This window comes from Mesorhizobium sp. WSM4306 (assembly GCF_007003975.1).
In the GTDB taxonomy this organism is placed as follows: Bacteria; Pseudomonadota; Alphaproteobacteria; order Rhizobiales; family Rhizobiaceae; genus Mesorhizobium.
Window position 1 is genome coordinate 130,799 of sequence record NZ_VFTC01000017.1, and the last position, 22,182, is coordinate 152,980.

The window sequence follows — 22,182 nt, forward strand, 5'->3', positions numbered from 1 at the left end:
TCAGCCTCCCGGTAACGTATAACTCAGCACAAGCCCATGCATCAATTTTGACCAACCATCAATGGCAACAAACAAGAAGATCTTGAACGGAACAGATATAACAGTTGGTGAGACCATCGACATACCCATTGCCATCAAGATAGTTGTCACTATCAGATCTATAACAATAAAAGGCAGATAAAGTAGAAATCCTATCTCAAATCCGCGCTTCAATTCTGATAGCAAGAAAGATGGTACAAGTATTGCAAAGTCATCAGGCGTGGCTGCAGCGTGCATTTCCTCTGGCCAGACCTTTTCTGTCGAAGATAGGAAAAATCGCCGCTGCTCTTCATTTGTGAATTTCTTGAGATGCTCGCGCAAGGGCTCACTTCCGGCTTTAGCGGCGCTTACCCAGTCGTCGAATGTCTGATAGTGGAGCTTGGGATCCGACATGCGGTCATAGGTCTGCTCAGCAACGGGCGCACTAACGAACATAGTGAGGATCATCGCCGCGGCGTACAGCACCACATTGGGTGGTATGGTCTGGGTCCCGAGCGCATTGCGGACGAGGAAAAGAACAATTGATACCTTTACAAAGGCCGTTGTCGTGGCAACTGCTAAAACCAGCAGACCGAGTCCGGCGGTAACCGCAAGAAGCGCCAGGATTGTCGGCTGAGCTTCACTCATTGCATGCAAACCCGCCACGGAGCCTGATGCCCAGCTCTTCTCCGATGCGGACAATGTCGCCACGCCCGATACGCTGACCATTGGCCACTATGTCGACCGGGCCGTCGATCGGCCATCCAAGTTCAAAAATATGCCCTTCGCCGGCACTTCTTAATTCCCCAAGAGAAATAGGCCAGCGGCCGCATTCAAAGACAAGCACGATCTCGACATCGTCGAGATCCTTAGTAAGCTCCAGTTGCGATCCGGGTTGTGTCATATGCGCACTCTCCAAAGGACACGGTCGCGGGCGGAAAGGCCCCCGCAAGATTAATTCATCGCCGTCAAGATCCGCCTCGGCGCACAACTGGCCGACAGCTAGGGTGATCTGGCCGCGGCCGAACGGCGCAATATCGGGCAACAATGCATCACCGACACATGCGCTTCGAAGAAGCGCCGCAGGAAGGCGAAGCGTGCCGACCTCTCCTGCAACAATGAGCGGGAGCTCTGGAGGCAGCCCGCCCAGCTGCCGCGGCAACTGGGCAAGCAGTTCGCCTAGCGCGCGAAACGCAGGCGGTACTAAGCCGTCAAGTGGCGTGAACAGGAATAGACGGCCCTTGCCCTTGACCGCGCCGAAAATGATGTCGAGTTCAAGATGAGGAGCCAGCATCGTGGCTTCGCATACCCGCACGAGTTGCACGTTCAGACGCGTCGTCTCCTCCAGTCGAGTGACAAGCGGCTCCAGAGCGAGTTCGAGAATTAGCGAAGCAGTTGGCTCGGAAGGGAAGGCCAAGCCGTTCTGCACTGTCGTGATGAACTCCTCTACGAGCGGGCGCGACAGTGACAAGATGACCGTTTCGGCTCCCACTCTCCAGACGCAGTCAAGCATCGGAATGGCAGCAGGTTCCTGCTGCCAGACAAGCCCTGCCGTTCGCACCGATAGCGGCACCTCGTTGATCCGGCTTTGAAACGGCGTGCGCGGCGCTGCTGTATCATTGAGCCACGAGACAACCGTGTGGGACAGTTTCAGAACTGGTTCGAACATGGCGGGTGTGACCGCAGCGCCTATCAAAGACTGCACGGTCGTGTCATTCGGACGACCTCTTGCGACCGTCGGATCCGGTTGCGCGGCATTTAGGCAAGCGACCCCCTCGCATATTTCAGCAGTATCTCATCGTCGGCCTCGATCTCGGCTGCGGCCTCCGAATGAGTCTCGACGGCGCGCCGCACGTCGTCCTCGATTTGTTGCCATTTGTCCCTTGCCGCCGAACATATGACCCATAGCTCCCTCGTCCTGGACGCCGCCATCTCAGCCTCCTCTTGAGCGATTTGGGTATCATCAAGCATCTGCCGTCTGGAATTGATCTCAGCGGCAAGTTGTTCAGTGTGAAGGCGGTGACGGTCGAGCGCTGCGCTAGACAAGTTGTCGAGTGACATCAGATGCTGATAGAGCGCTGCTTCTTTTCTTGAACAATGTTGCTGTATCATTGCAAGCTCCCTAGAGGCATTTTGTACGGCTGAGGCGGCCACATCGCGCTGGGCTTCCTTCTTGGACAGCTCGCCAAGGGCACGACGCTCTTGCATTTCCTTCAGAAGCCGTATACTCGAAGACTGAATCCAGTTTACGCGGTCAGACGCGACATCCATGCGACCGTCTCCTCGAAATCTGACGCGTCATCTTCGCTCTGGCGCAGAAACTCCCTCAGTTCGTCGATTGACGCGACAGCCCGGTCAGTCAGGGGATCTCCACCTGGCTTGTATTCGCCAACATTGATCAAGAACTCGGTCTCGGCATAGCGCGACAGGAGCTCGCGGAAAATGGATGCTGCCTTGCGATGTGTCCCCGAAACGACTGCATCCATGACGCGGCTGCGACTCTGCAGCACATCAATAGCGGGGAAATGCGATCGCGCCGCAATAGCGCGTGAGAGGATGACATGGCCATCGAGAATACCACGCGATTCCTCGGCGATTGGATCACCCGTGCCATCACCCTCTACAAGCACCGTATAGAAGGCCGTGATTGAGCCCCGCTCACCCATGCCGGCGCGCTCGAGCAGGCCTGGCAGCATGCCAAAAACGGAAGGAGGAAAGCCCCGTCGCGTCGGCGGCTCACCCGCAGCAAGGCCTATTTCGCGCATAGCGCGGCAGAAGCGCGTCAGCGAATCCAGCATGAGAGCAACGCGTAGGCCTTGATCGCGGAAATATTCCGCGAGCGCAGTCGCCATTGGAGCGCATTGCGCACGCTCTACCGCCGAGCGGTCGGATGTTTCAACCACGACGACCGTACGGAGAAGGCCCTCTTCACCAAGATTCCTTTCGATGAATTCACGAACTTCCCGTCCACGTTCGCCTATGAGCGCCACTATGACGACGTCAGCGGCGGCACCCTTTACGATCTGTGACAACAGCGTCGACTTGCCACCACCTGGCTCGCCATAAATCCCGATCCGCTGGCCCTCGCCGCACGTCAGCAGACCATCGAGGACACGGACCCCAAGCGGGAATGGCCGCTCAATCATGCGCCTCGTCATCGGATTGGGGGCTCTGCCATGCAGGGGCCGAGTTTCGACGGTCTTGATTTCGCCTTTGCCGTCCAATGGGCGGCAACGACTGTCGATCACGCGACCGAGCAAATCGCCGCCGACGGGCACCTCACGCATTCGGCCAGTGGCCACGACCTCTGCGCGGCTGGATAGGCCCACCAAGTCCCCGATCGGTGTCAGCAATACACCATCACCCGACAGGCCGATCACCTCGGCCTCGAGCGACAGCCCGGTTCGCGGGTCCTCTAGGAGGCAAAGTTCCCCAATACGAGTGTCTGGCAAGACGGCATGAACCAGTGTGCCGATAGCCCGCGTGATCCGACCGCGCACCGCACGCGTGTCAATTCGCTTGGCCGCAGCCCTCAAAGACGAGATTGCTGGAACGAGAGCTCGAGTGTGGGCGTCAGCGTTATGTTCTGGGACGGGCTTTCTCATAGCTCGCCTTTCTCACAGAGCGTCCCGAAACCAAGGCGCAGCGCGCGCATCTGGGCGTCAAGTCCAAGGTCAACATTGCCGTACTCGCTCCACAGCACGCAGCGTTGCGGCGACAATGTCGGGTCGGGCTCGATCCGCACCCTTGGTCGACCATCCTGGCCGTCGCATCGAGCAAACTCTCGTGCAAGCATGTCGACTTGCATGGGAGAAACATGAAGGCAAACGTCGGCGCCGCTGTATTGACACTCTATGGCGTGACGAACAGCCCTCACCAATAGCTCGCCCGGATCGAAAGCGCCGATAAGATCGCTCAATATTTCCATCACGAGCTGCGGCAATTCCTGCTCCAGAGCCGCCTTTCGTCGCGCGATTTCGGAGATTGTCTCCGCAATCAACCCTGCCATCTCCTCGGTGCCTGCATTCGAGCCCTCCATGTGGCCGCGCGCCCACGCCCGCTGGTAAACCGCGCGTGCCCAGTTTCGAACGCGCTGCCGATGCCGTTCTGCCGCGGCAAGGGCTTGCGCGGCGCTGTGCCAGGTTTCGAGCTCGCTCGCGGGTATCAGTGGTCCGACTGGACGCATCTGCGGCGCTATTGGCCCCTCGGAAAGTTCGACTGTCATTTCACCGGGGTCTCTGTCTCAAAATGAGCTACTACAAGTGAAAGCAATTGGCCGGCGGCGGTCCAATGCTCATGTGCTGGAGTCTCCGCGGCAGTCCCCTCGGGCAATCGAAGAAGCACGCGGTTACGCTCGGTCGCTGAACTGTCCTGGAGCCAAGCTCCAAGACATGCGTGTCCATCGTATTCGATTTGCTGAGCGAGTTTTTCTGGGTCCGAGATCAGTCTTTTGTCAACAGCATGCAGCAGGTGTCGGATTCCGAATGCGTGTGCATCCACGCCGATGCGTTTAACAAGGATGGCAAGCTCAGGCTGAGAGACAAACGCGACCAGCGAACGGGCATGCCAGATACTACCAGCAAGAAGGGTCGCTCGATATGGATCATGCCCGCGTAGAAGGTCCGGCCTGCAGCCGATGTGGTTCAGATCCACGTCATCGTTGCCCAGCAATTCTGCCAGCCTTGGATGCAGTCTGGAACACTTCTGCAACTTCACTAACGTTTCGGCCGATAACGCTGGATCAAGACGCGCCGCAAGACGGGTTGGATGGGCCGAAGCCGCAAGCTCGCTCGCGCCCGGAAAGTGCGGACCATCAGGTCGGGCGGTCTGTATAGGCATTGGCAATGAGATGTCACCCACGTCCAATTGCAGGCATTCTTTTGCGAATGGCCTCGACAGCAGAAGCATCCCGGCGCCCCTCGACCTTGGAAACGCCGGTTGATTGCTTGCGCCGACGCGTAACAACGCCGATCAAGAGATAACAGGCCACGGCGAATACGGCTGCGGCAAAACCTGTTACGGTCGCCAGAAGTGGCGCAGGAAGAGGTAGTGATGCTTGTGGCAAAACAGCAGTCGGATCGGGCCGTTGCTCGTGTGCGGAACGTTCTACCGGCACCAAAACCACTTCCACCTTATCGTAGGACAGGCCTTCGATGCTGTCGGCTACAAGCATCTTTATCTTTGGCAGCAGAGCCGCGACATTTGTTTTTGCGTCGTGCCTGATAAACACCGAGGCCGAGGATGGCGTGGCACCGGCTCGCACAAGGTCGTTATGCGGCAGCACGACGTGAACACGTACAGAAAAAACGCCATCGATATCGCTGATCGTCCGCGACAACTCTTCGCTCAGGGCATACACGTAACGGGCACGCTCTTCGGTCGGCGAGGCAATCAGGCCTGATCCTTGGAATATCTCACCGAGGTTCTTGAAGGATTGGCGCGGCAGCCCCTTGGCGTTCAGAAGGTTGATTGAGAAGGCGAGCAGCTTTTCGTCAACCTGGATCGTGCTGGTTCCATCCTTGGCGACCACCCGGATCGCGGCGACCCCGTTGTCTTCAAGAAGTGCGAGCATTTCATTTGCCTCACGCTCTTGCAATTGCGTGTAGAGGTCGGCTTTGCAAGCAGTGAGGGCGACGAGAACTGGCAGCATGACAAGTCTAACCGACCGCCACCCTGACAGGCCACGCATGATTTCGCCCTCGGCCAAGCCAATCATGCGCGCGGTTCAGCCTTCCTTCAAAAGTTTATTCACGGATGATGTGACGCCGCTGACGCCTTTGGAGATAAGCGCCACCTGGGTGACGCCGTTGTAAACATCCCGAAGACCAGCCATCATCGTTTCGAAGTCTTGCCCTTGTTGGGGAATGCCCGAGATTCCGGTTCCCGCCTCACCTGGAACGGGAAGCTTCTGCGCCGGTCCCGGTAGAGCGCCCTTCGAAAGGGCTATGTCATGGTCGAGCGCGGGGAAGGAAACAGTGTTGTGTGGATATAGGGAGGAAATCGTCTGCAACACGCGATCGCCCATGCCGCTCGTCGGCGCAGCCGCGCGCTGAACATCCATCGCCGCAGCAACTGGCGCCGCACTCGCTGGCCCCGCGGCGGCATCGTTTTTCAGCGAGTCGGCTGCATGCCCTAAGGCGCGCTCAAACTGGGCCTGCTCGACAATCGACGGTGATCCGACCCTGGGGAGGCCAGCCGTTAGAGTGGCAGAGATCGACGTGACAGGCATCATCATGTAAGGACTCGGTTGCTCTCTCTGACCGGGCGAGCCCCGCCCATTCATCACCCGGTGTCGGCGCAACACTCCTAGGGGGGCAAGCTGACAACAAGCTGACTAACGGCGGCGTCATTTCGACAATCTAAAATCTCTTCGGCAATTTAGTCACTTGTGATGATTTCAGCGTTTGGTTTATCAGTGCGACATGCCGAGAACGCTTATCCAACCCGTCACCCTGCATGTTTTGAGACTTCTTTGTGCCGGGTTTTTTCTGTCCACCGGGATTCACCCGGCGCATGCAGTCCCGCTGTCCCTTCCGGCGACACCCTATAGATACACGGTTCTGGATCAGGAGCTCGCTGCAGCGTTGCAGGAATTCGGCAACAACCTGAATATCAGGGTCAACATCAGTCCTGCGGTGAAGGGGCGAATTCGCGGACGTATGCCTGATTTGCCACCGCGCGCGTTCCTCGACCGCTTGACGAACCTTTACGGTCTACAATGGTACTATGACGGCCTTGTGCTCTATGTGTCTGCTGCACAAGAATCGCAAACTCGAATGCTTTTGATGACGTCGATTCGCTTCGATGCGTTCAAGGGGGCTCTCGACAAGCTTGATATCTCCGACGAGCGCTATGTGGTCAAACCCGTGCCAGGCAATGGCCTCGTCTTCGTTTCCGGTCCACCGCGCTTCGTCGCACTCGTGGAGCAGACCTTTAACGGCTTGGTGGCGCAGGCGCAGGCGCAGACTCACATAGCGGCAACGCCAAAGGAATCAGTGCTGATCTTGTTTCGCGGCTCCTCCACTACGGTCGTTCGCGACGGACGACCGGATGCTTCTTATTCTTCTGACATCCCACAACAGGATAGCGTTGGCGGGAAGCCTGAGCTGGGCAAGAAATGAACATTGAGGATTTCCCGCAGCTCTGAAGAACATGACTGCGGCTACCCCTTTGTGAACTCTTCGCAAACTCGTCAGTTTCTCGAAAGCTAATCCGCTCATGATGAGTCCCGGCAGCTCTCGCGGTGACTCCGGCCATTGTGTTGGACCGAACCTTGGAGCCGGCCCGGAACACAGCAATTGAAGGCAGGGCAGGCGCATTCGTGACCTGCCGACGCTTGGAATTGTCGAATTTTGTGAAACGCAAGGGATCTTCTGTCGGGGTCTCTTGTGGGGATTTCAACGTCACGTCTGAGGATGCATAATGTCGGCCAGTAATCTTTCAACTTTCTACCGCTCAAATTCGCTACAGTCCGCAAGGGGTTGGCCGGGCCTGAAAGTTTCCCATTTTGCGACCCAGCATCAGCAAAGTGCATCGTGCTTCGAAGCGATGCTGTCCACTTGTGTGCTGGCAGACAAGCCCGGCTCTTTCGCGCAAGGGGATCTGCCAGCGTCGAATCTTGATTCGACAATGGATAAATTGCGGCAGGACCCTTTGGGCCATCTGGCACCGGATGTCTTGACATTGAATGGCTTGGAGCAACACCCACTGGATCTGCTGCCGCCAAATATGAGGGCGGCTCTCAAGGAGGACCAATCGCAACGCTCCAAGGCGACTGAAGCCCAACATCTGCTCGGCGTCACTCCGAAGATCGAGCCGGCTCCCAGGCCGAGCCCCGGAATCACGTGGAACGGTGGGTCGCTGACCACGGCTGAGTTGCAGATTGTTGCGGTACTCAACCGTCACAAGGACCAATGCCCGCTTACTTGGAAGTCGTTGACCGACAAAGCCAATGATCCCTCTACGCCACCGGATCTGAAAGCGGCGATCCAGGGACTGCAGCAGGATTCGGGACTTTTTTATGCGATTGGCTCGCAGGGCGACGGCCGCTGTGGAGGCAAGATCAACGCCAAGGACTTGGCCGGATTTTCAAACCACCACCCACAAGTTGCTGCATTTCAGGAAGCCCAAGCGCGAAGCTACGAGCAGAACTACATACCATCCGACGGCAGCGGAGGTTTGCAGCCTTCGGTCATGACCTTGAGCGATGCCTTGCGGGAGTTTTACCGGTACTCCGAAAATCTGTCCAAGGACCTGAGTCTGGATGAGTTCAAGAAAATGGTCGGCGGCGAATCGAAAAACGGCAAATTTCCGCCCCAGGTCATTGCGGCGGCGCAATATTTCCTCGATCACCCCGATGCTTGGAACCAGTTGTGCGGTGGCTCGAAAGGGAAGATGCACAAAGAGGATTTCCTGCAAGTCGCCTCATCGTCGATGAGCCTCACGCAAACTGAGCTGAATACGGTCGAGATGATCAAGGACCATCAGGACACGTTCTTTGGAAGCGGTGTTCTGACTCGCGACAAACTGGCGAAAATGAAAGACGACAAGAGCCTTGATCCGAAAGTGCGGGAAGCAGCCTCTCAGCTCCTTTCAGATCCTCTTTTGTTTGGCCTCCTGAACAATTCGATCACGGGCTATAAGACCCATCATAAATTCTTCGACTTTGGCGGCGGGCATACGGTTGATTCCGGCAATATCAGCAAAAAAGACTTTGCCCATTTTTGCACAAACATGTCGTCTGCGAACCGCAACGTTCAGCAGCCAATCACCCACGGCGCCCAAACCGCAGAAGAGCAGAATGCCGTCGCGGACATGAAGATGGGCCTGATGGACCAGCCTGACATTAAGTCAGCCAAAAAGAACGGCGGGGCCGTCATGCACGTCGTCGACTCCGTGCTCAAAATCGAGACGAAAGTGCTCGACTTGGCGGCAACGGCGGTGGGACTGCTCAGCTTCATTCCGGGCCTCGGACAAGTAGCCGATCTTGCCTCGATGGTTCTCGAGGCTGAGTCGCAAGCAGCCAATCTCCTGCGTACGGCCATTAACGGAGGCGATATGAAGCGAGCGCTGGAGGAAGCTGGCCTCAATATGGCCGCGCAGGCGATCGGCCTTATCGCAGGCCCCGAGGTCAAGCTGGCCATTCGAAATGGGCTCGTAAAGCACCTGATGGAAGAGGCCTTGGCGGCAGGCATTGATCTTTCGGTCTCGACGGCGCAGGACTACGCAGAAGGCTATGTGAATAACCTCAAAGCGCGCCTTGCAGGCGGCCCTGAGCAAAGCCTAGGCCTTCCGAGCATGCCATCATTCCAGAGTGTGGCAAGCAATGTGCCCTTCGTCGGCATTGCCTTATCCTAGCCGTCGCCTTGCGCGGAAGCTTTGGCTCGCGCGCTGACATAAGGGTCATTGTGGCACAAGCAGGGGTTCATCCGCATCAACGCAAGCGGTGTTCCTGACGCCATCTGGATCGGACTGTGAGGGGGATGTCCGAAGTCTGTGAAGACTTCGGTATATGACGACTTCAGAGTTACGCTGAGCCCAGCCATCTCGAGCCGGTGCGCCGGGTCGAGGTTTTCACGGGCGCCGGCCGGTAGCGGGAATGGTCTCCGGAAGGCACGGCGCGGATGGTGGCGGAGCGGCGCAGCCGAAGGAACGGCTGTCGCGCGCCCAGGGCGGCCTCCCGAACAGCAGACGATGATCTCCTGCCTTGGGCCTATATCCTCGTGCCACGCTCAAGGCAGTCGGCTGAAAACAGCGCTGATTTAAAACAGCATTATCCTGCACTGCACCCTCGATCCTTGCGCTCACCGATCGCTCGTCGACACGCACGCGGTCAAGTCGTTATCGGCGCTATGCCGATGGGCTTCGAGAGCAAGGTGGACGCTGAGCGGTGCGTCAGCCTCAGGGCGCGGCTGGCCAGCTTTGGGTCTCACGCTCTATGACGGCAACACCCGGCTGATCCACTTGGCCTGTTCGCGGGCTCCCGGCAGCGGCGCGGAAGCCACGGTCCGCCTTCCTCGGCTTCAGGCCAAAGATACCGCAGCATGCTCCAGAGCTATGTCTGCCGCCTTCGCCCCATCGTCGCTGGTCATGTGGAAAGGACAAGCAGGCTACGCACCCTATAATCCCGTCGGGCAGGATTCGACAGTCGACGGCGAGACATTCGCCAAACCTCCCCCTTGATTCTCAGCAACGTTAAAAAAAATTCACATAATGTTCGTGAGTGTAGTCTCCTGTCAGGTGGTACATTAGCCCCAATATCTGGCGTCTTAGTCGTAGAAAGGACTGTGATCTATCTTCCATTAGCATCCATACCAGCGGATTTACAGCAAATGACGAGAGAGGTCTCATGCGGATTGATGGGGATAGAAGGGCTAGCGGCTTGCTGCATCCCGTCCGGGTTGATGCTAACCAATGTTGACACTGGTAAATCGCCTAAGGACGGCAGCGCATCTTGATCGCCTTCGAATCCTGGGCCTTTGCGCGCATGCGGATCTAACCGTCGGCGAGCTGGCCGATATTACCGGTCTGCCTCGCGAGCAGGTTCGACGCCACGTTCGGCGGCTGGTCAGAGCCAACTTTCTTTGCTGCAACGAACAACGTCCGCAGTCTTCGTACCATATGCAAGCAGGAGGCAAGGATGGCGAGCTGGCTCAATTGGTGGTCGATCTCCTGCCCCACGATGATGGCCATCATAAAAGAGACCTACAACGCCTGGAAGCAATACAAGACGCGCGGTTGAAGGGACCGCCTGCTTGATCGTGAAATAGATCAGTCCAAATGGAGCGCGACTACCATGGATAACTCCGCCGGCGGCGCCATCGCGCAGCCCGACACTTACGGGCGGCCTCACTTAGCCGCCGTCGACTCCCGCGTTCACGAACTGCTTCTAAGACAGGAGCGTCAGGAGCGGACAACTCTCAAACTGATCGCCTCCGAGAACTTTGCCTCCTCGGCGGTGTTGGAAGCGACCGGGTCGATTTTCACCAACAAGTATGCCGAGGGATACCCCGGTGCGCGCTACTACGCCGGAAACGAGATCGTCGATGAGCTTGAGACCCTCGCGATCGAGCGCCTGAAAGCGCTATTTGGCAGTGAACATGCCAACGTCCAGCCTTATTCAGGCTCGCCAGCCAACCAGGCTGTCTATCGCGCGCTTTTGAGCCCCCGTGACAAAGTCATGGGCTTGCCTTTACCCGAAGGCGGCCATCTGACTCACGGTTGGTCCGTCAATTTTTCCGGCAGCGATTATCAGCGCGTCCCGTACAGGCTGCACGAAAAGACACAGCAAATTGACTATGACCACTTGCGCGAGACCGCCAAGCGGGAACGCCCGAAGCTAATTTGGGTCGGCGGAACTGCTTATCCGCGTATTTTTGACTACGCGGCAATGGCCGAAATTGCTTCGGAGGTGAACTCGTATCTGGTGGCTGACATCGCCCACATCTGCGGCCTGGTTGTCGCAGGAGTGCATCCGAACCCCGTGTCCCATTGCGATGTGGTCACCAGCACCTCTCACAAGTCGATCCGCGGTCCCCGGGGTGGCTTCATTTTATCAAGGAATGAAGACCGTTATCAGCCCCTCCATCATCCGAAGAGCAAACACAATCTGGCCAAACGTATAGACCGCGCCGTGTTCCCTCTTCTGCAAGGCGGACCGCATATGAATACTATCGCCGCGCTTGCCGTCGCTTTGCAGGAAGCAGCGAACTCGTCCTTTCGTGTCTACGGTCAGCAGATCGTCCACAACGCCAAGGCTCTGGCCCAGGCACTTCTGGAGCGAGGTTATGAACTCGTCACCGGGGGCACTGACAATCACATGCTGATCCTTGATCTTCGGGACCGGTCGCTGTCAGGCAAAGCCTATGCGGAGCGCTTATCGCGTGCAGGCATCATTGCGAATTTCAATATGGTCCCGGGCGACCGGCGGCATCCGGCGCTGACAAGCGGCATCCGCTTAGGGACACCAGCGGTGACGTCCATGGGCATGCGCGAAACGGAGATGGTGCAGATCGCCGCTTTCATCGACTCGGTCTGCCGCCAGCCCGATGACCAGGAAGTTCATGCGAGCGTACGAAGAGACGTTGCCGACTTCTGCACTGCGTTCGATGTTCCCGGCATCCCCGACCGATAAGCCACCCCAATCCAGAAACTCCTCACTAACTCCAGCACTTGAAGCGAGGGCATTTTTATGACCAGGCAGTTCGTGTTCTCTTCCGAATCCGTCGGCGCGGGACACCCCGATAAGATGGCAGACAACATCTCCGATGCCATTCTCGATGCGGTCCTGCGCACCGATCCGAAGGCGCGCGTCGCCTGTGAAGTGTTGGTGAAGACGGGGATGGTCGTTGTGGCTGGCGAGATCACCAGCCATGCCCACATCGATTACAGCCAAGTCGCCCGCGATACGATACTCGATATTGGCTACGACGATGATGCGATTGGCTTTGATGGTCGACGTTGCGCCGTCGTTCTGGCCCTCACCGAGCAGTCGCCCGACATAAGCCAGGGCGTTGATGAAGGACGAGGGCAGGATCTCGGGCAAGGGGCAGGGGATCAGGGCATCATGTTTGGATTCGCATGCAACGAGACGGATACATTGATGCCCCTGCCGATCCAACTCGCTCACCATTTGACGAAAAGACAGGCCGAGGTCCGGAAAGCGGGACAGCTTGGCTGGCTGCGTCCGGACGTGAAATCTCAAGTGTCGGTACGCTACGAAGGGCTCCGCCCGGTGGCGCTGGATACCATAGTCCTGTCAACGCAGCATGACGAAGCGGTCTCACAAGCCACGGTCCGCGAAGGCGTCATTGAGGAGATCATAAAACCGGTCCTGCCGGCCCACCTGGATACTTCGGGGATCAGATTTCTGGTCAACCCAACAGGGCGGTTCGTGGTCGGTGGGCCTGCCGGCGACTGCGGCCTCACAGGACGGAAGATCATCGTCGATTCCTACGGTGGGACCGGGCGTCACGGCGGCGGTGCCTTTTCGGGCAAGGACCCATCCAAGGTTGACCGCTCGGCGGCCTATGCCGCCCGGTATGTCGCGAAGAACATCGTTGCCAGCGGCCTTGCGGAGGTCTGCGAGGTTCAGCTTGCCTACGCGATCGGCGTGGCCAGTCCGGTTTCTGTCATGGTCAATACCTTCGGAACCGCAAGGATCGAGGAAAAAAGGATCGAGCGCCTTGTTCTCGAGGTTTTCAATCTCCGACCGAAAGGCATCATCAAGATGCTTGATCTCTTACGGCCGATATACCGCAAGACGGCGACATACGGACACTTCGGGCGTGAAGAGCCTGAGTTCACTTGGGAGAAGACGGACAAAGCTGACGATTTGCTGCGTGAAGCCGGACCGGCAGCTGCGTGAGGGCGGCTGGATCAAGCGCATGCGGCAACCCATTTCAACTCGCGAGACCACGCCCGGCCGGCGTGGCAAGAAGCCGGCTCGGGTTTTGGCGGAGATTTTGATGCCGGATTATGACGTGCTTTGCATCGGCAATGCCATTGTCGACATCATCGCCCAGTGCGACGAGGAATTCCTCGAGACCAACGGCATCATCAAGGGCGCGATGAACCTCATCGACACACAACGCGCCGAACTGCTCTACAGCCGCATGGGCCCGGCGATCGAAGCGTCCGGCGGCAGCGCCGGCAACACGGCGGCCGGCGTCGCCAGCTTTGGCGGCCGCGCGGCCTTCTTCGGCAAGGTCTCCAACGATGCGCTGGGCGAAATCTACGCCCACGACATCCATGCGCAGGGCGTCGCCTTCGGCACCACGCCGCTCAAGGGTGAGCCGCCGACGGCGCGCTCGATGATCTTCGTCACGCCCGACGGCGAGCGCTCGATGAACACCTATCTCGGCGCCTGCGTCGAGCTTGGCCCTGAGGATGTCGAAGCCGACAAGGCGTCCGGCGCCAAGGTCACCTATTTCGAAGGCTATCTGTGGGACCCGCCGCGCGCCAAGGAGGCAATCCGCCAGACGGCGAAGCTGGCGCACGCGGCAGGCCGAGAAGTGTCGATGACGCTGTCGGATTCGTTCTGCGTCGACCGCTACCGCGACGAATTCCTCGACCTGGTGCGCTCGGGCACGGTCGACATCGTCTTTGCCAACAGCCACGAGATCAAGTCGCTCTACCAGACATCGTCGTTCGACGAGGCGCTGGCCCAGATCCGCAAGGATTGCCGGATCGCCGCCGTCACCCGCTCGGAAAAAGGCTCGGTGATCGTGCGCGGCGACGAGACCGTGGTGATCAAGGCGACCGCCATCAAGGAACTGGTCGACACGACGGGCGCCGGCGATCTCTATGCCGCCGGCTTCCTGCATGGCTACACGCAAGGCCGCGACCTGCAGACTTGCGGCGACCTTGGCTCACTGGCAGCCGGATTGGTGATCCAGCAGATCGGCCCCAGGCCCCGTCAGAATTTGCGCCGCGAGGCTGAGCAGGCGGGGCTGACCATTCCGGACGTTCAAACGAGTTAGTGGCCTACCTTCCCGTTGTGCAGGCTATCTCGCCAGAAGCGCAATCACGGAATAGGGAAATCCTGATGTCGAACATGATGAAGGCGCTTGTGAAGGCCAAGGCCGAACCGGGCATCTGGATGGAAGAGGTGCCGGTGCCGGAAATCGGCCCCAACGACGTGCTGATCAAGATCAAGAAGACGGCGATCTGCGGCACCGACGTGCACATCTACAATTGGGACCAGTGGGCGCAGAAGACGGTGCCGGTGCCGATGGTGACGGGCCATGAATTCGTCGGCACCGTTGCCGATTTCGGCGCAGCGGTCACCGAATACAAGGTCGGCCAGCGTGTATCGGGCGAAGGCCACATCGTCTGCGGCCATTGCCGCAACTGTCGCGCCGGGCGAGGGCATCTGTGCCGCAACACGCTCGGCGTCGGCGTCAACCGTCCAGGCGCCTTCGGCGAGTATCTGGCGATCCCGCAGCACAATGTCGTGCCGATCCCCGACGATGTGCCCGATGAGATTGCCGCGATCTTCGATCCCTTGGGCAATGCCGTCCACACCGCATTGTCCTTCGATCTGGTCGGCGAGGACGTGCTGGTGACTGGCGCCGGGCCGATCGGCATCATGGGCGCGCTCGTCGCCCAATGCGTCGGCGCGCGCAAAGTGGTCATCACTGACATCAACCCGGTGCGGCTGGCGCTAGCCAAGAAACTCGGCGTCCAGCATGTCGTCGACGCCTCGAAGGAGAAGCTGCGCGACGTCATGCCGGTGCTCGGCATGACCGAGGGGTTCGACGTCGGCCTCGAAATGTCAGGCGCCGCCCCCGCTTTCCGCGACATGATCGACACCATGAACAATGGCGGCAAGATCGCCATTCTGGGCATCGCGCCGACCGGCTTCGAGATCGACTGGAACAAGGTCATCTTCAAGATGCTGCATCTCAAAGGCATCTACGGCCGCGAGATGTTCGAAACCTGGTACAAGATGATCGCGCTTGTGCAGGGTCCGCTGGATGTCTCCGGCCTGATCACCCACCGCATCGGCATCGACGATTTTCAGATCGGTTTCGATGCGATGAAGAGCGGCAGTTCCGGCAAGGTGGTGATGGACTGGTAGGGATTGCCTTGGCCGCTATTCAGGAAAAGCTGACGACAGCACCTCTGGTCCGCCGGACATTTTCCAACTAGGGGAACATGGCTGGGTGGAGAGCTATGGCTCCGCTACGTGCGCTCGCTAATCATATACGGCGACGTATCGCGGCCCACCCGGTGACGGTCGATGGGGCAATTCGCTTCAGTCGATGACGGAAACCCGGTGAACCGATGCTGAGGCCCCGACGCGATCGTCTATTTCCTATGATCTGCGATTGAGGTCGAGGTGTTGCCGCTTTCAGCGGGTAAGATGCGATAGACGACTTCCGGTACCCTTCCGGTCAGCGAAAAGGAAGGCAACGAGCCGCATTGCCTCAAGCAAAATGTTACCAATAGTGTCCTGTTCCAAAGGGGATGGACAGGTCGTGCCATTCCGGTTCGGGGGAAGGATGGCGCGGCTCAGCATGGCGACACGGTGAAGCGGCGATCGTGGAGCTTTATTGCGGCGTTGACAAGCGGCGCATTCTGGATGAGTTCGAGGCGGTAACCGGCTATTATTCGCAAGCGCGCGATCCGTCTTATGAACCGTCGTGAGCAGAGGCCGTCTGCGGGCAAGAGCCGCAGCCGCTGTTACGGCAGCGATGTCCGCGACGCGCTCATCGTGTTGTGGGAGGATTCGGAGCGGCTGGGTCCGCATCGACGCTCGCGGCGGCCAGCGCCGCCGGGCAGGAATGAGTTCGCAGTTCGCCGCTCGGTGCCAGCCCGCACCTTCGGCGATTGGAAAGATCCGCCGCCCGGCTTTGTTGAGCGCATTCGGGCACGTCTTCGTCAGGGAGCTTCGTGCAGACGATGGTGCTGACCGGATTGCCGCCGGCTGGACCGATTGCATTCCGCTCCGCACGCGCGACAGCGGCAATGTGATCATGGCGATCAAGCAGGCCCGCTCCCGGTTTCGCTGACCCTGTGCTGCTGTTTGCCGGCATCCGCCCGCACAGGAAGAGCTTGTAAAAGTGCGGAAATCGAGGAGCCGTTGGTCGTCGATCTTCAGCCTGAACGCGGTCGTTTGCTGGTGCCGCAAATCGGCTGTTGCATGTACATCCCTGTCAGACGTCAGTTTTCCTCGCCTATTTTGGTGTCGAGCGCGAAGTGCTCCAACCAGATTGCAAGGCTTTTTGGAAATGAGAGCGGCTTTGCGCAGGGCGCTCCGTTGTTGAGCATTCAAGCTACCAAGCCAATGACGCGCAGGTTCCACCAGGCTCGCCAGCCTTGAAGGACAGCGAAAAAAGCAGAGCACGACAGACACAACAGTGCATCAGGACGCCGCAGTCGTTGAAGATGGTGCGCTGCATCCATACCGTGGATGCATTCGATCCAAATAATCGATTTGTTCAATCAGTTTCTCGAAAGCTAACCCTACCCTCTGTGGGAATCGGGCTCTGAGCCGCGACGCTGCCTTGCGAGCGCAGGGGCTGCACGTAGGAGAGATGATGCAACGAGAAATCGCACGCGGGTTGCTGGCCTCGTGGGTTCGCCGACCGGCGTATTTGAGCCCGTCAGTTGGTCCTCACCCGCGCCTATTGCCACCGAGCGACTTGCATGTCCCTCCGACTCGGACCAGTTCCGAGAGCTGCGACGAGTTGCGCGCCGTGTGCTCCGATCAGATGGCCGCCGGTGACGCGTTCGATGGGCCGTCCCTCTTCGAGAGGAGATGAAATGCGAACGCTGCTCGTGGATCATCATGCGGATCTTGCGCGCGCCATGCGACTTGCGCTCGGGGATGGCGGCTTCGTCGTTGATGTCGTTGGTACTCTGGAACTGGCTTCGAGTGCATTTTCTTGCGCCAGCTATGAAATTCTCCTGCTGGAATTGGCTCTGCCAGATGGCGATGGCTTGGGTTGGCTGAGGCAGTTGAGGACCCACGGGCATTCAGTTCCTGCCGTCATTATGAGCAGCCTTAACGATCTCGATAAGCGAATTGCGATCTTCAACGGTGGTGCGGACGACTTTCTGCTCAAACCCATCTCTACCGATGAGCTTATTGCCAGAATGAGAGCCATTCTGCGCCGGGCGACACAGATGACCGACCTGAGGCTCGTATTTGGCAATCTCGACTTTGATCCGGTCGCCCGCCAGGTTTTCGTTGATGGGCACCCAATGATGATCGCACGTCGCGAACTCTGTGTTCTAGAGCACCTGCTTAACCGGGCAGGCCGCATCGTGCCCCGTGCGCAATTGGAAGATCACCTCTATTCATTCAACGACGACGTGTCTGCCAACGCGCTTGAAGTCGGAATTTATCGTTTACGGGGACATCTGACCAGATCAGGTGCAACGCCACGGATCAAGACCATCCGAGGCATTGGTTACATCCTAGAATTGACTGACGCCTCGTCCGCATAGTTTGTCGAATCGAAAGAAGATCTATTTTGCTGATCCTTCAACATCCTTGCGCTGCGCTCAATTGGCGGGCGATCGCCAACAAGGTTACAAGACCTGCAGTGCCCCGTTACCTGGGCCATCTCCTCTGCGCGCTTATTGTGACTTTCCCACTTGGTGTCGCGGCGCAAAACAAGCAGGACAAAGGCCCGCCGCATGCGGCTTCGAATAGCATCAACGCCACGCTGACCCTTTCCTCTTCGCTCGGGGAGACCGTTCATCTGCCCGGGCCAGCCACGACCATCTTTGTTGCTGACCCCACGATCGCGGATTTTCAGGCGCCATCGAGCAAAACAATCTTCGTCTTTGGCAAGAAATCGGGGCGGACCAGCCTATTCGCCTTGGATGGCAATGGCGAGCCTCTCGCCGAATTGCGTATCGTTGTCACGCAACCGATCGGGGATTTACGCGCCATGTTGCGGGAGCAGGTCGGCGACTATCCCATCCGCGTCAACTATACGCCGCGCGGCGCAATCCTTAGCGGGACGGCGCCCGACGCAGAGGTCGCCGACACCGCAAAAAGAGTCACTGAGCAATATCTGGGCGACGGAGCGCAAGTCGTCAACAACATCAAGGTCGCTGGATCCCTGCAAGTTAACCTCAGCGTGCGCGTAGCCGAAGTCTCACGCAGCGCCATGAAGTCACTCGGCGTCAACTTGTCCGCCTTCGGTCAAATCGGCAATTTCAAAGTGGGCGTTCTAAGCGGAAGCGCTGCAAGCGCTGGGTCTGGTTCAACCCAGGGTGGCGGTACAGCAGAAATCGGATTCGACAACGGTGCCGTCAACGTCAGCGCGGTTCTCGACGCGCTCGCCAAGGAGCATATAGCTTCCGTCCTGGCTGAGCCGAACCTCACCGCTATGTCGGGTGAAAAGGCCAGCTTTCTCGCGGGCGGCGAATTTCCCATTCCTGTCCTGCAGGAAAACAGGCAGGTATCGGTTGAATTCCGTCACTTCGGCGTCAGTCTGGAATTTGTGCCGACAGTTCTCAGCAACAATCAAATCAACATTCACGTAACGCCCGAAGTCAGTGAACTGTCGACGCAAGGTGCCGTGCAAATCAACGGAATTTCCGTGCCGGCAGTTTCCACGCGCCGAGCCGATACGGTCGTCGAACTCGCCAGCGGCCAGAGCTTCGCAATCGGCGGTCTAATCAGGCGGAACGTCAACAATGATGTCAGGGCCTTTCCCTGGCTCGGAGAACTGGCGATCCTGGGACCGCTTTTTCGCTCGACCTCGTTTCAAAAAGAGGAGTCAGAACTGGTCATTCTAGTTACGCCTTACATTGTAAGACCAGGCTCCAACCCAAACCAGATGAGCGCACCGACCGAGCGGGCGGCACCGGCTTTGAACGGAGGGGGCGCTCCGACGAATTCCGTGACAAGTCCCCCGCGAGACCGCGCTGCTATCCGTGCGGGCGCGCCAAGCGCCCAGGGCGGTCTCGGCTTCATCATCGAATAGTGTCATCCAAAGATGTTGCGTTTTATAATCCTCTTTGTCGCTCTGGCACCAAGCGTAAGTGGCTGCACAAGCACTACGCCAGTTGATGTCGAACCATCGGCACCAATGCTTGTCCGAGAGGAGACCACCGTCCTGACGTTGCAAAGCCTGCGCGCTTCCGAACGGCAGCGTTTGCGTGTTTTCCTAGACAAGGCCAGTCGCGGCCGGTTCGATGCCATCCACCTCCTCATCAGCGGTTCGCCCCAGCTCAGCGCAGGGGTAGCCCATCAGGCCAGGCAGTTGGCAATCGAAGAAGACAACATTCAATTGCGCGATCAACACGACGCCGGCTCAGTGCGAATTGAGGCGATTGTCTATCACGCCCGTCCGCCGGTCTGTCCCTCATATGGTGCCTTACCCAATGAAGAATCCTTCAAACAGCCGCTTGGTTGTTCGACAGGACATAACCTGGCCGTGATGGTCAACGATCCGCGCGATCTGCTCGACAATCAGGCCGTCAAGGCCGGCGATGGCGATCGTGCTTCTGTACCAGTTGCAACTTACAGAACATTCGGGACGGATAAAGGTGGCTGATACCGCCCTTATCTCGGCAGCACTCCTACCGGAGATTGAAAGCTTCCAATCGCGTCCTGATCTAAAATAAAAGGAACCGCTGGATGCAATATAGGCGCTATATCGAGGGCCTTAGGGCCGTTGCTGTACTTCCGGTCGTACTCTTTCATTTCGGAATTTCGGCGATCCCGGGTGGCTTTAGCGGGGTCGATATCTTCTTCGTCATCTCCGGCTACCTAACCAGCGGAAGCCTCCTGGATGACCTTGAACGCGGCCAATTTTCCATCGTCAACTTCTACTGGCGCCGTGCCCGGCGCATTCTGCCGGCGCTCGTCTTTGTGATGCTTCTCACCTGCATTGCGGCATTGTTCATTCTTCTGCCACCGGATCTGCGCGGATTCAGTCTTAGCATCATAGCTACCTCGACCTTCTGGTCGAACGTTTTCTTCTGGAAAACGTCAAGTTACTTCTCTATCGATGCCGCGCTTCTACCACTGTTGCACACTTGGCCGCTTTCCGTAGCGGAGCAGTACTACATCTTCGCACCAATCCTGATGTTCCTAATCTATCGCTACATCGGGAAGCGCTGGCTGACGACACTTCTTCCGATAATTCTCTGCAGCTTCGTAGTGGCGGTGATGGCGACATCGCTGGCACCCACCGCCGGATTCTATCTGCTGCCGACCCGAATCTGGGAACTCATGTTGGGCGCCCTGCTCATGCTCAAATGCCCCTCGCCGCTGGGCAACCGACTCCTGATGGAGTCGGTGGGGGTGGCCGGATTTGGCCTTCTCGCCATCGGGTTCTTCGCGATTTCGGCGAGTGATCCGTTCCCAGGCTACAACGCCTTGTATCCATGCATCGGAACGGCCCTTCTGATCTATGTTGGCCAAAATACCCCCTCGACGGTCGCCACCCGCATGCTCGAAGTCAGGCCGCTGGTCTGGATTGGGCTCATCTCGTATTCGTTGTATCTTGTTCACTGGCCTCTCAATGCGTTCGCGCACTATCTTTCGTTCCAAAAACTCGATCCGTTGATGACCGGTGCGATGTTGGTGGCAAGCCTCGCATTGGCTGCATTCTCCTGGAAGTTTGTAGAGCAGCCGTTTCGACAGAAGAGGGCCTTCACCTCCCCGGGGCCTATCTTCGCCTTTTCAGCGCTCGCGATCGTTGTCCTTTGTGCCGGCGGAGCGGCGGGGGCGCTCGGCAACGGCTTTCCGCAACGGTTTCCGGACTATGTCCAGCGGCGCATTTCCGTCGGGGACTGGAGGAATGGCATCTGTTTCAACGAGGGCACCAGCCGGATCGAAAGCTGGAATATGGAGGATTGCACGCGCACCAGCGGTTTTCCAACAACGGTTTTTTTGTGGGGCGACTCCTTCGCCGCGCACTATGTTTCCGGCTTGGGTGCTAACATAAATCGATTGCAGGCGAACATCGTTGAATATACGTACGCCAGCTGCGCGCCGATACTCTATTACTACCCGTACGATCGTCTTGATTGTGTCCGGTTCAATCGCAAGGCCTTGGACGTCATCTTGGAAGCGGACATCAAGACGGTTATCCTCAGCGGTAGATGGAGTGACTATGAGGTCAGAGGTTTCGACGGTCTTCAGCAAACAATCGCTACGCTTCGTGCCCTGGGCGTGCGCGTGTTTGTCATCGGCCAGTCTCCGCAGTTCCCAACTGACGTCCGGAAAATTGCGTTCTTCGCCAAGCGCCAAAATCTGGACGATACGTCCTGGCCGATCGCGATGGACCCCGACGTCAACGAACGTGTGCGCTCATTTACCAAAGGCGCCACATTCATCGATCCGCTGAAATTCCTGTGCAGCGCAGGACGCTGCGCCTATTTCGATAGAGGAGAGTTTTTATATTTCGACTATGGTCATTTCTCTTCAGCCGGCGCCACACTGGCAATCTCGAAATACTGGCCGGCTTTTGGCAAGGACAATGCTCTTCCTAAGACGAAGTAGCGGCTCAGCGGCTGACAAGCACCAGTACGGGTCCCAGTGATAGCTCCTGCTTCCGCAGCAGCCGCGACGATGGAGCTGTTCAGGTTTAAGGCCCCCCGATAGTGACCTAGGTGTGGAGCTTCAACAGGTTGTCCTCGATCAGGGCGAGGCGACTGATAGGCGTTTTTGACTTTAGGCTGCCATGTGGA

The 22,182-nt window shown here is 58.1% G+C and carries 19 protein-coding genes and 1 pseudogene; 12 read left to right on the forward strand and 8 right to left on the reverse strand.

What is annotated here, in order from left to right; translation table 11 throughout:
• From sctR to FJV77_RS20285, 8 genes are all read right to left on the reverse strand, one after another.
• Positions 1-666: a type III secretion system export apparatus subunit SctR gene (sctR, locus tag FJV77_RS20250; RefSeq protein ID WP_029354851.1), complete on the reverse strand. Its 666-nt coding sequence runs from the start codon at positions 664-666 to the stop codon at positions 1-3.
• Positions 659-1,687 carry a type III secretion system cytoplasmic ring protein SctQ gene (gene sctQ / locus FJV77_RS20255; RefSeq protein WP_095769044.1) on the reverse strand — a complete coding sequence of 343 codons (1,029 nt, stop codon included), beginning with the start codon at positions 1,685-1,687 and terminating at the stop codon, positions 659-661. The genes sctR and sctQ overlap by 8 nt, the downstream gene beginning before the upstream one ends.
• Positions 1,688-1,776: 89 nt before the next feature.
• A complete protein-coding gene (locus tag FJV77_RS20260) occupies positions 1,777-2,289 on the reverse strand; it encodes a hypothetical protein (protein WP_063169269.1) in 513 nt (170 codons plus the stop codon).
• Positions 2,265-3,623, reverse strand: coding sequence for a type III secretion system ATPase SctN (gene sctN, locus FJV77_RS20265; protein WP_063169268.1), 1,359 nt, complete (start codon positions 3,621-3,623; stop codon positions 2,265-2,267). Before sctN ends, FJV77_RS20260 begins: the two co-directional genes overlap by 25 nt.
• Positions 3,620-4,243, reverse strand: a complete 624-nt coding sequence (gene sctL, locus FJV77_RS20270) for a type III secretion system stator protein SctL (protein ID WP_024505371.1) — start codon at positions 4,241-4,243, stop codon at positions 3,620-3,622. The genes sctN and sctL overlap by 4 nt, the downstream gene beginning before the upstream one ends.
• Entirely contained in the window at positions 4,240-4,926 is a 687-nt protein-coding gene (locus FJV77_RS20275) for a nodulation protein NolU (RefSeq protein WP_210326671.1), read from the reverse strand. Before FJV77_RS20275 ends, sctL begins: the two co-directional genes overlap by 4 nt.
• Positions 4,871-5,734, reverse strand: coding sequence for a type III secretion inner membrane ring lipoprotein SctJ (sctJ, locus tag FJV77_RS20280; protein ID WP_024505369.1), 864 nt, complete (start codon positions 5,732-5,734; stop codon positions 4,871-4,873). The genes FJV77_RS20275 and sctJ overlap by 56 nt, the downstream gene beginning before the upstream one ends.
• 9 nt (positions 5,735-5,743) lie before the next feature.
• Positions 5,744-6,253: a nodulation protein NolB gene (locus FJV77_RS20285; RefSeq protein ID WP_024505368.1), complete on the reverse strand. Its 510-nt coding sequence runs from the start codon at positions 6,251-6,253 to the stop codon at positions 5,744-5,746.
• A 187-nt stretch (positions 6,254-6,440) separates the two neighbouring features.
• On the opposite strand from FJV77_RS20285, the gene FJV77_RS20290 reads away from it, so the two are divergent.
• The 12 genes and pseudogenes from FJV77_RS20290 to FJV77_RS20345 all read left to right on the forward strand — a co-directional run bounded on the left by FJV77_RS20290 (position 6,441) and on the right by FJV77_RS20345 (position 21,994).
• Complete coding sequence (locus tag FJV77_RS20290) at positions 6,441-7,139, forward strand: secretin N-terminal domain-containing protein (RefSeq protein ID WP_024505367.1); 699 nt, start codon at positions 6,441-6,443, stop codon at positions 7,137-7,139.
• A 301-nt stretch (positions 7,140-7,440) separates the two neighbouring features.
• On the forward strand, positions 7,441-9,375 hold the full coding sequence (locus FJV77_RS20295) for an HrpF/NolX family T3SS translocon protein (protein WP_024505366.1): 1,935 nt from the start codon (positions 7,441-7,443) through the stop codon (positions 9,373-9,375).
• A 1,056-nt stretch (positions 9,376-10,431) separates the two neighbouring features.
• A complete protein-coding gene (locus tag FJV77_RS20300) occupies positions 10,432-10,776 on the forward strand; it encodes a helix-turn-helix domain-containing protein (protein ID WP_082826567.1) in 345 nt (114 codons plus the stop codon).
• A gap of 37 nt (positions 10,777-10,813) precedes the next feature.
• Complete coding sequence (glyA, locus tag FJV77_RS20305) at positions 10,814-12,151, forward strand: serine hydroxymethyltransferase (RefSeq protein ID WP_063169266.1); 1,338 nt, start codon at positions 10,814-10,816, stop codon at positions 12,149-12,151.
• Between the two features lie 57 nt (positions 12,152-12,208).
• Positions 12,209-13,384, forward strand: a complete 1,176-nt coding sequence (metK, locus tag FJV77_RS20310) for a methionine adenosyltransferase (RefSeq protein WP_063169265.1) — start codon at positions 12,209-12,211, stop codon at positions 13,382-13,384.
• A 100-nt stretch (positions 13,385-13,484) separates the two neighbouring features.
• Positions 13,485-14,498: an adenosine kinase gene (locus tag FJV77_RS20315; RefSeq protein WP_063170366.1), complete on the forward strand. Its 1,014-nt coding sequence runs from the start codon at positions 13,485-13,487 to the stop codon at positions 14,496-14,498.
• Positions 14,499-14,563: 65 nt separating this feature from the next.
• Positions 14,564-15,598, forward strand: a complete 1,035-nt coding sequence (gene tdh / locus FJV77_RS20320) for an L-threonine 3-dehydrogenase (RefSeq protein WP_063169264.1) — start codon at positions 14,564-14,566, stop codon at positions 15,596-15,598.
• A 714-nt stretch (positions 15,599-16,312) separates the two neighbouring features.
• Positions 16,313-16,481: pseudogene (locus tag FJV77_RS33025) on the forward strand (transposase); the annotation flags it as partial.
• Positions 16,482-17,286: 805 nt separating this feature from the next.
• Complete coding sequence (locus tag FJV77_RS20330) at positions 17,287-17,973, forward strand: response regulator transcription factor (RefSeq protein ID WP_063169262.1); 687 nt, start codon at positions 17,287-17,289, stop codon at positions 17,971-17,973.
• Between the two features lie 71 nt (positions 17,974-18,044).
• Positions 18,045-19,466, forward strand: coding sequence for a type II and III secretion system protein family protein (locus FJV77_RS20335; protein ID WP_063170365.1), 1,422 nt, complete (start codon positions 18,045-18,047; stop codon positions 19,464-19,466).
• A 12-nt stretch (positions 19,467-19,478) separates the two neighbouring features.
• Positions 19,479-20,039 carry a CpaD family pilus assembly lipoprotein gene (locus FJV77_RS20340; RefSeq protein WP_063169261.1) on the forward strand — a complete coding sequence of 187 codons (561 nt, stop codon included), beginning with the start codon at positions 19,479-19,481 and terminating at the stop codon, positions 20,037-20,039.
• Between the two features lie 83 nt (positions 20,040-20,122).
• The gene (locus FJV77_RS20345; protein WP_063169260.1) at positions 20,123-21,994 is read left to right on the forward strand and encodes an acyltransferase family protein; all 1,872 of its coding nucleotides are present in this window, start codon (positions 20,123-20,125) and stop codon (positions 21,992-21,994) included.
• Positions 21,995-22,182: the final 188 nt, after the last annotated feature.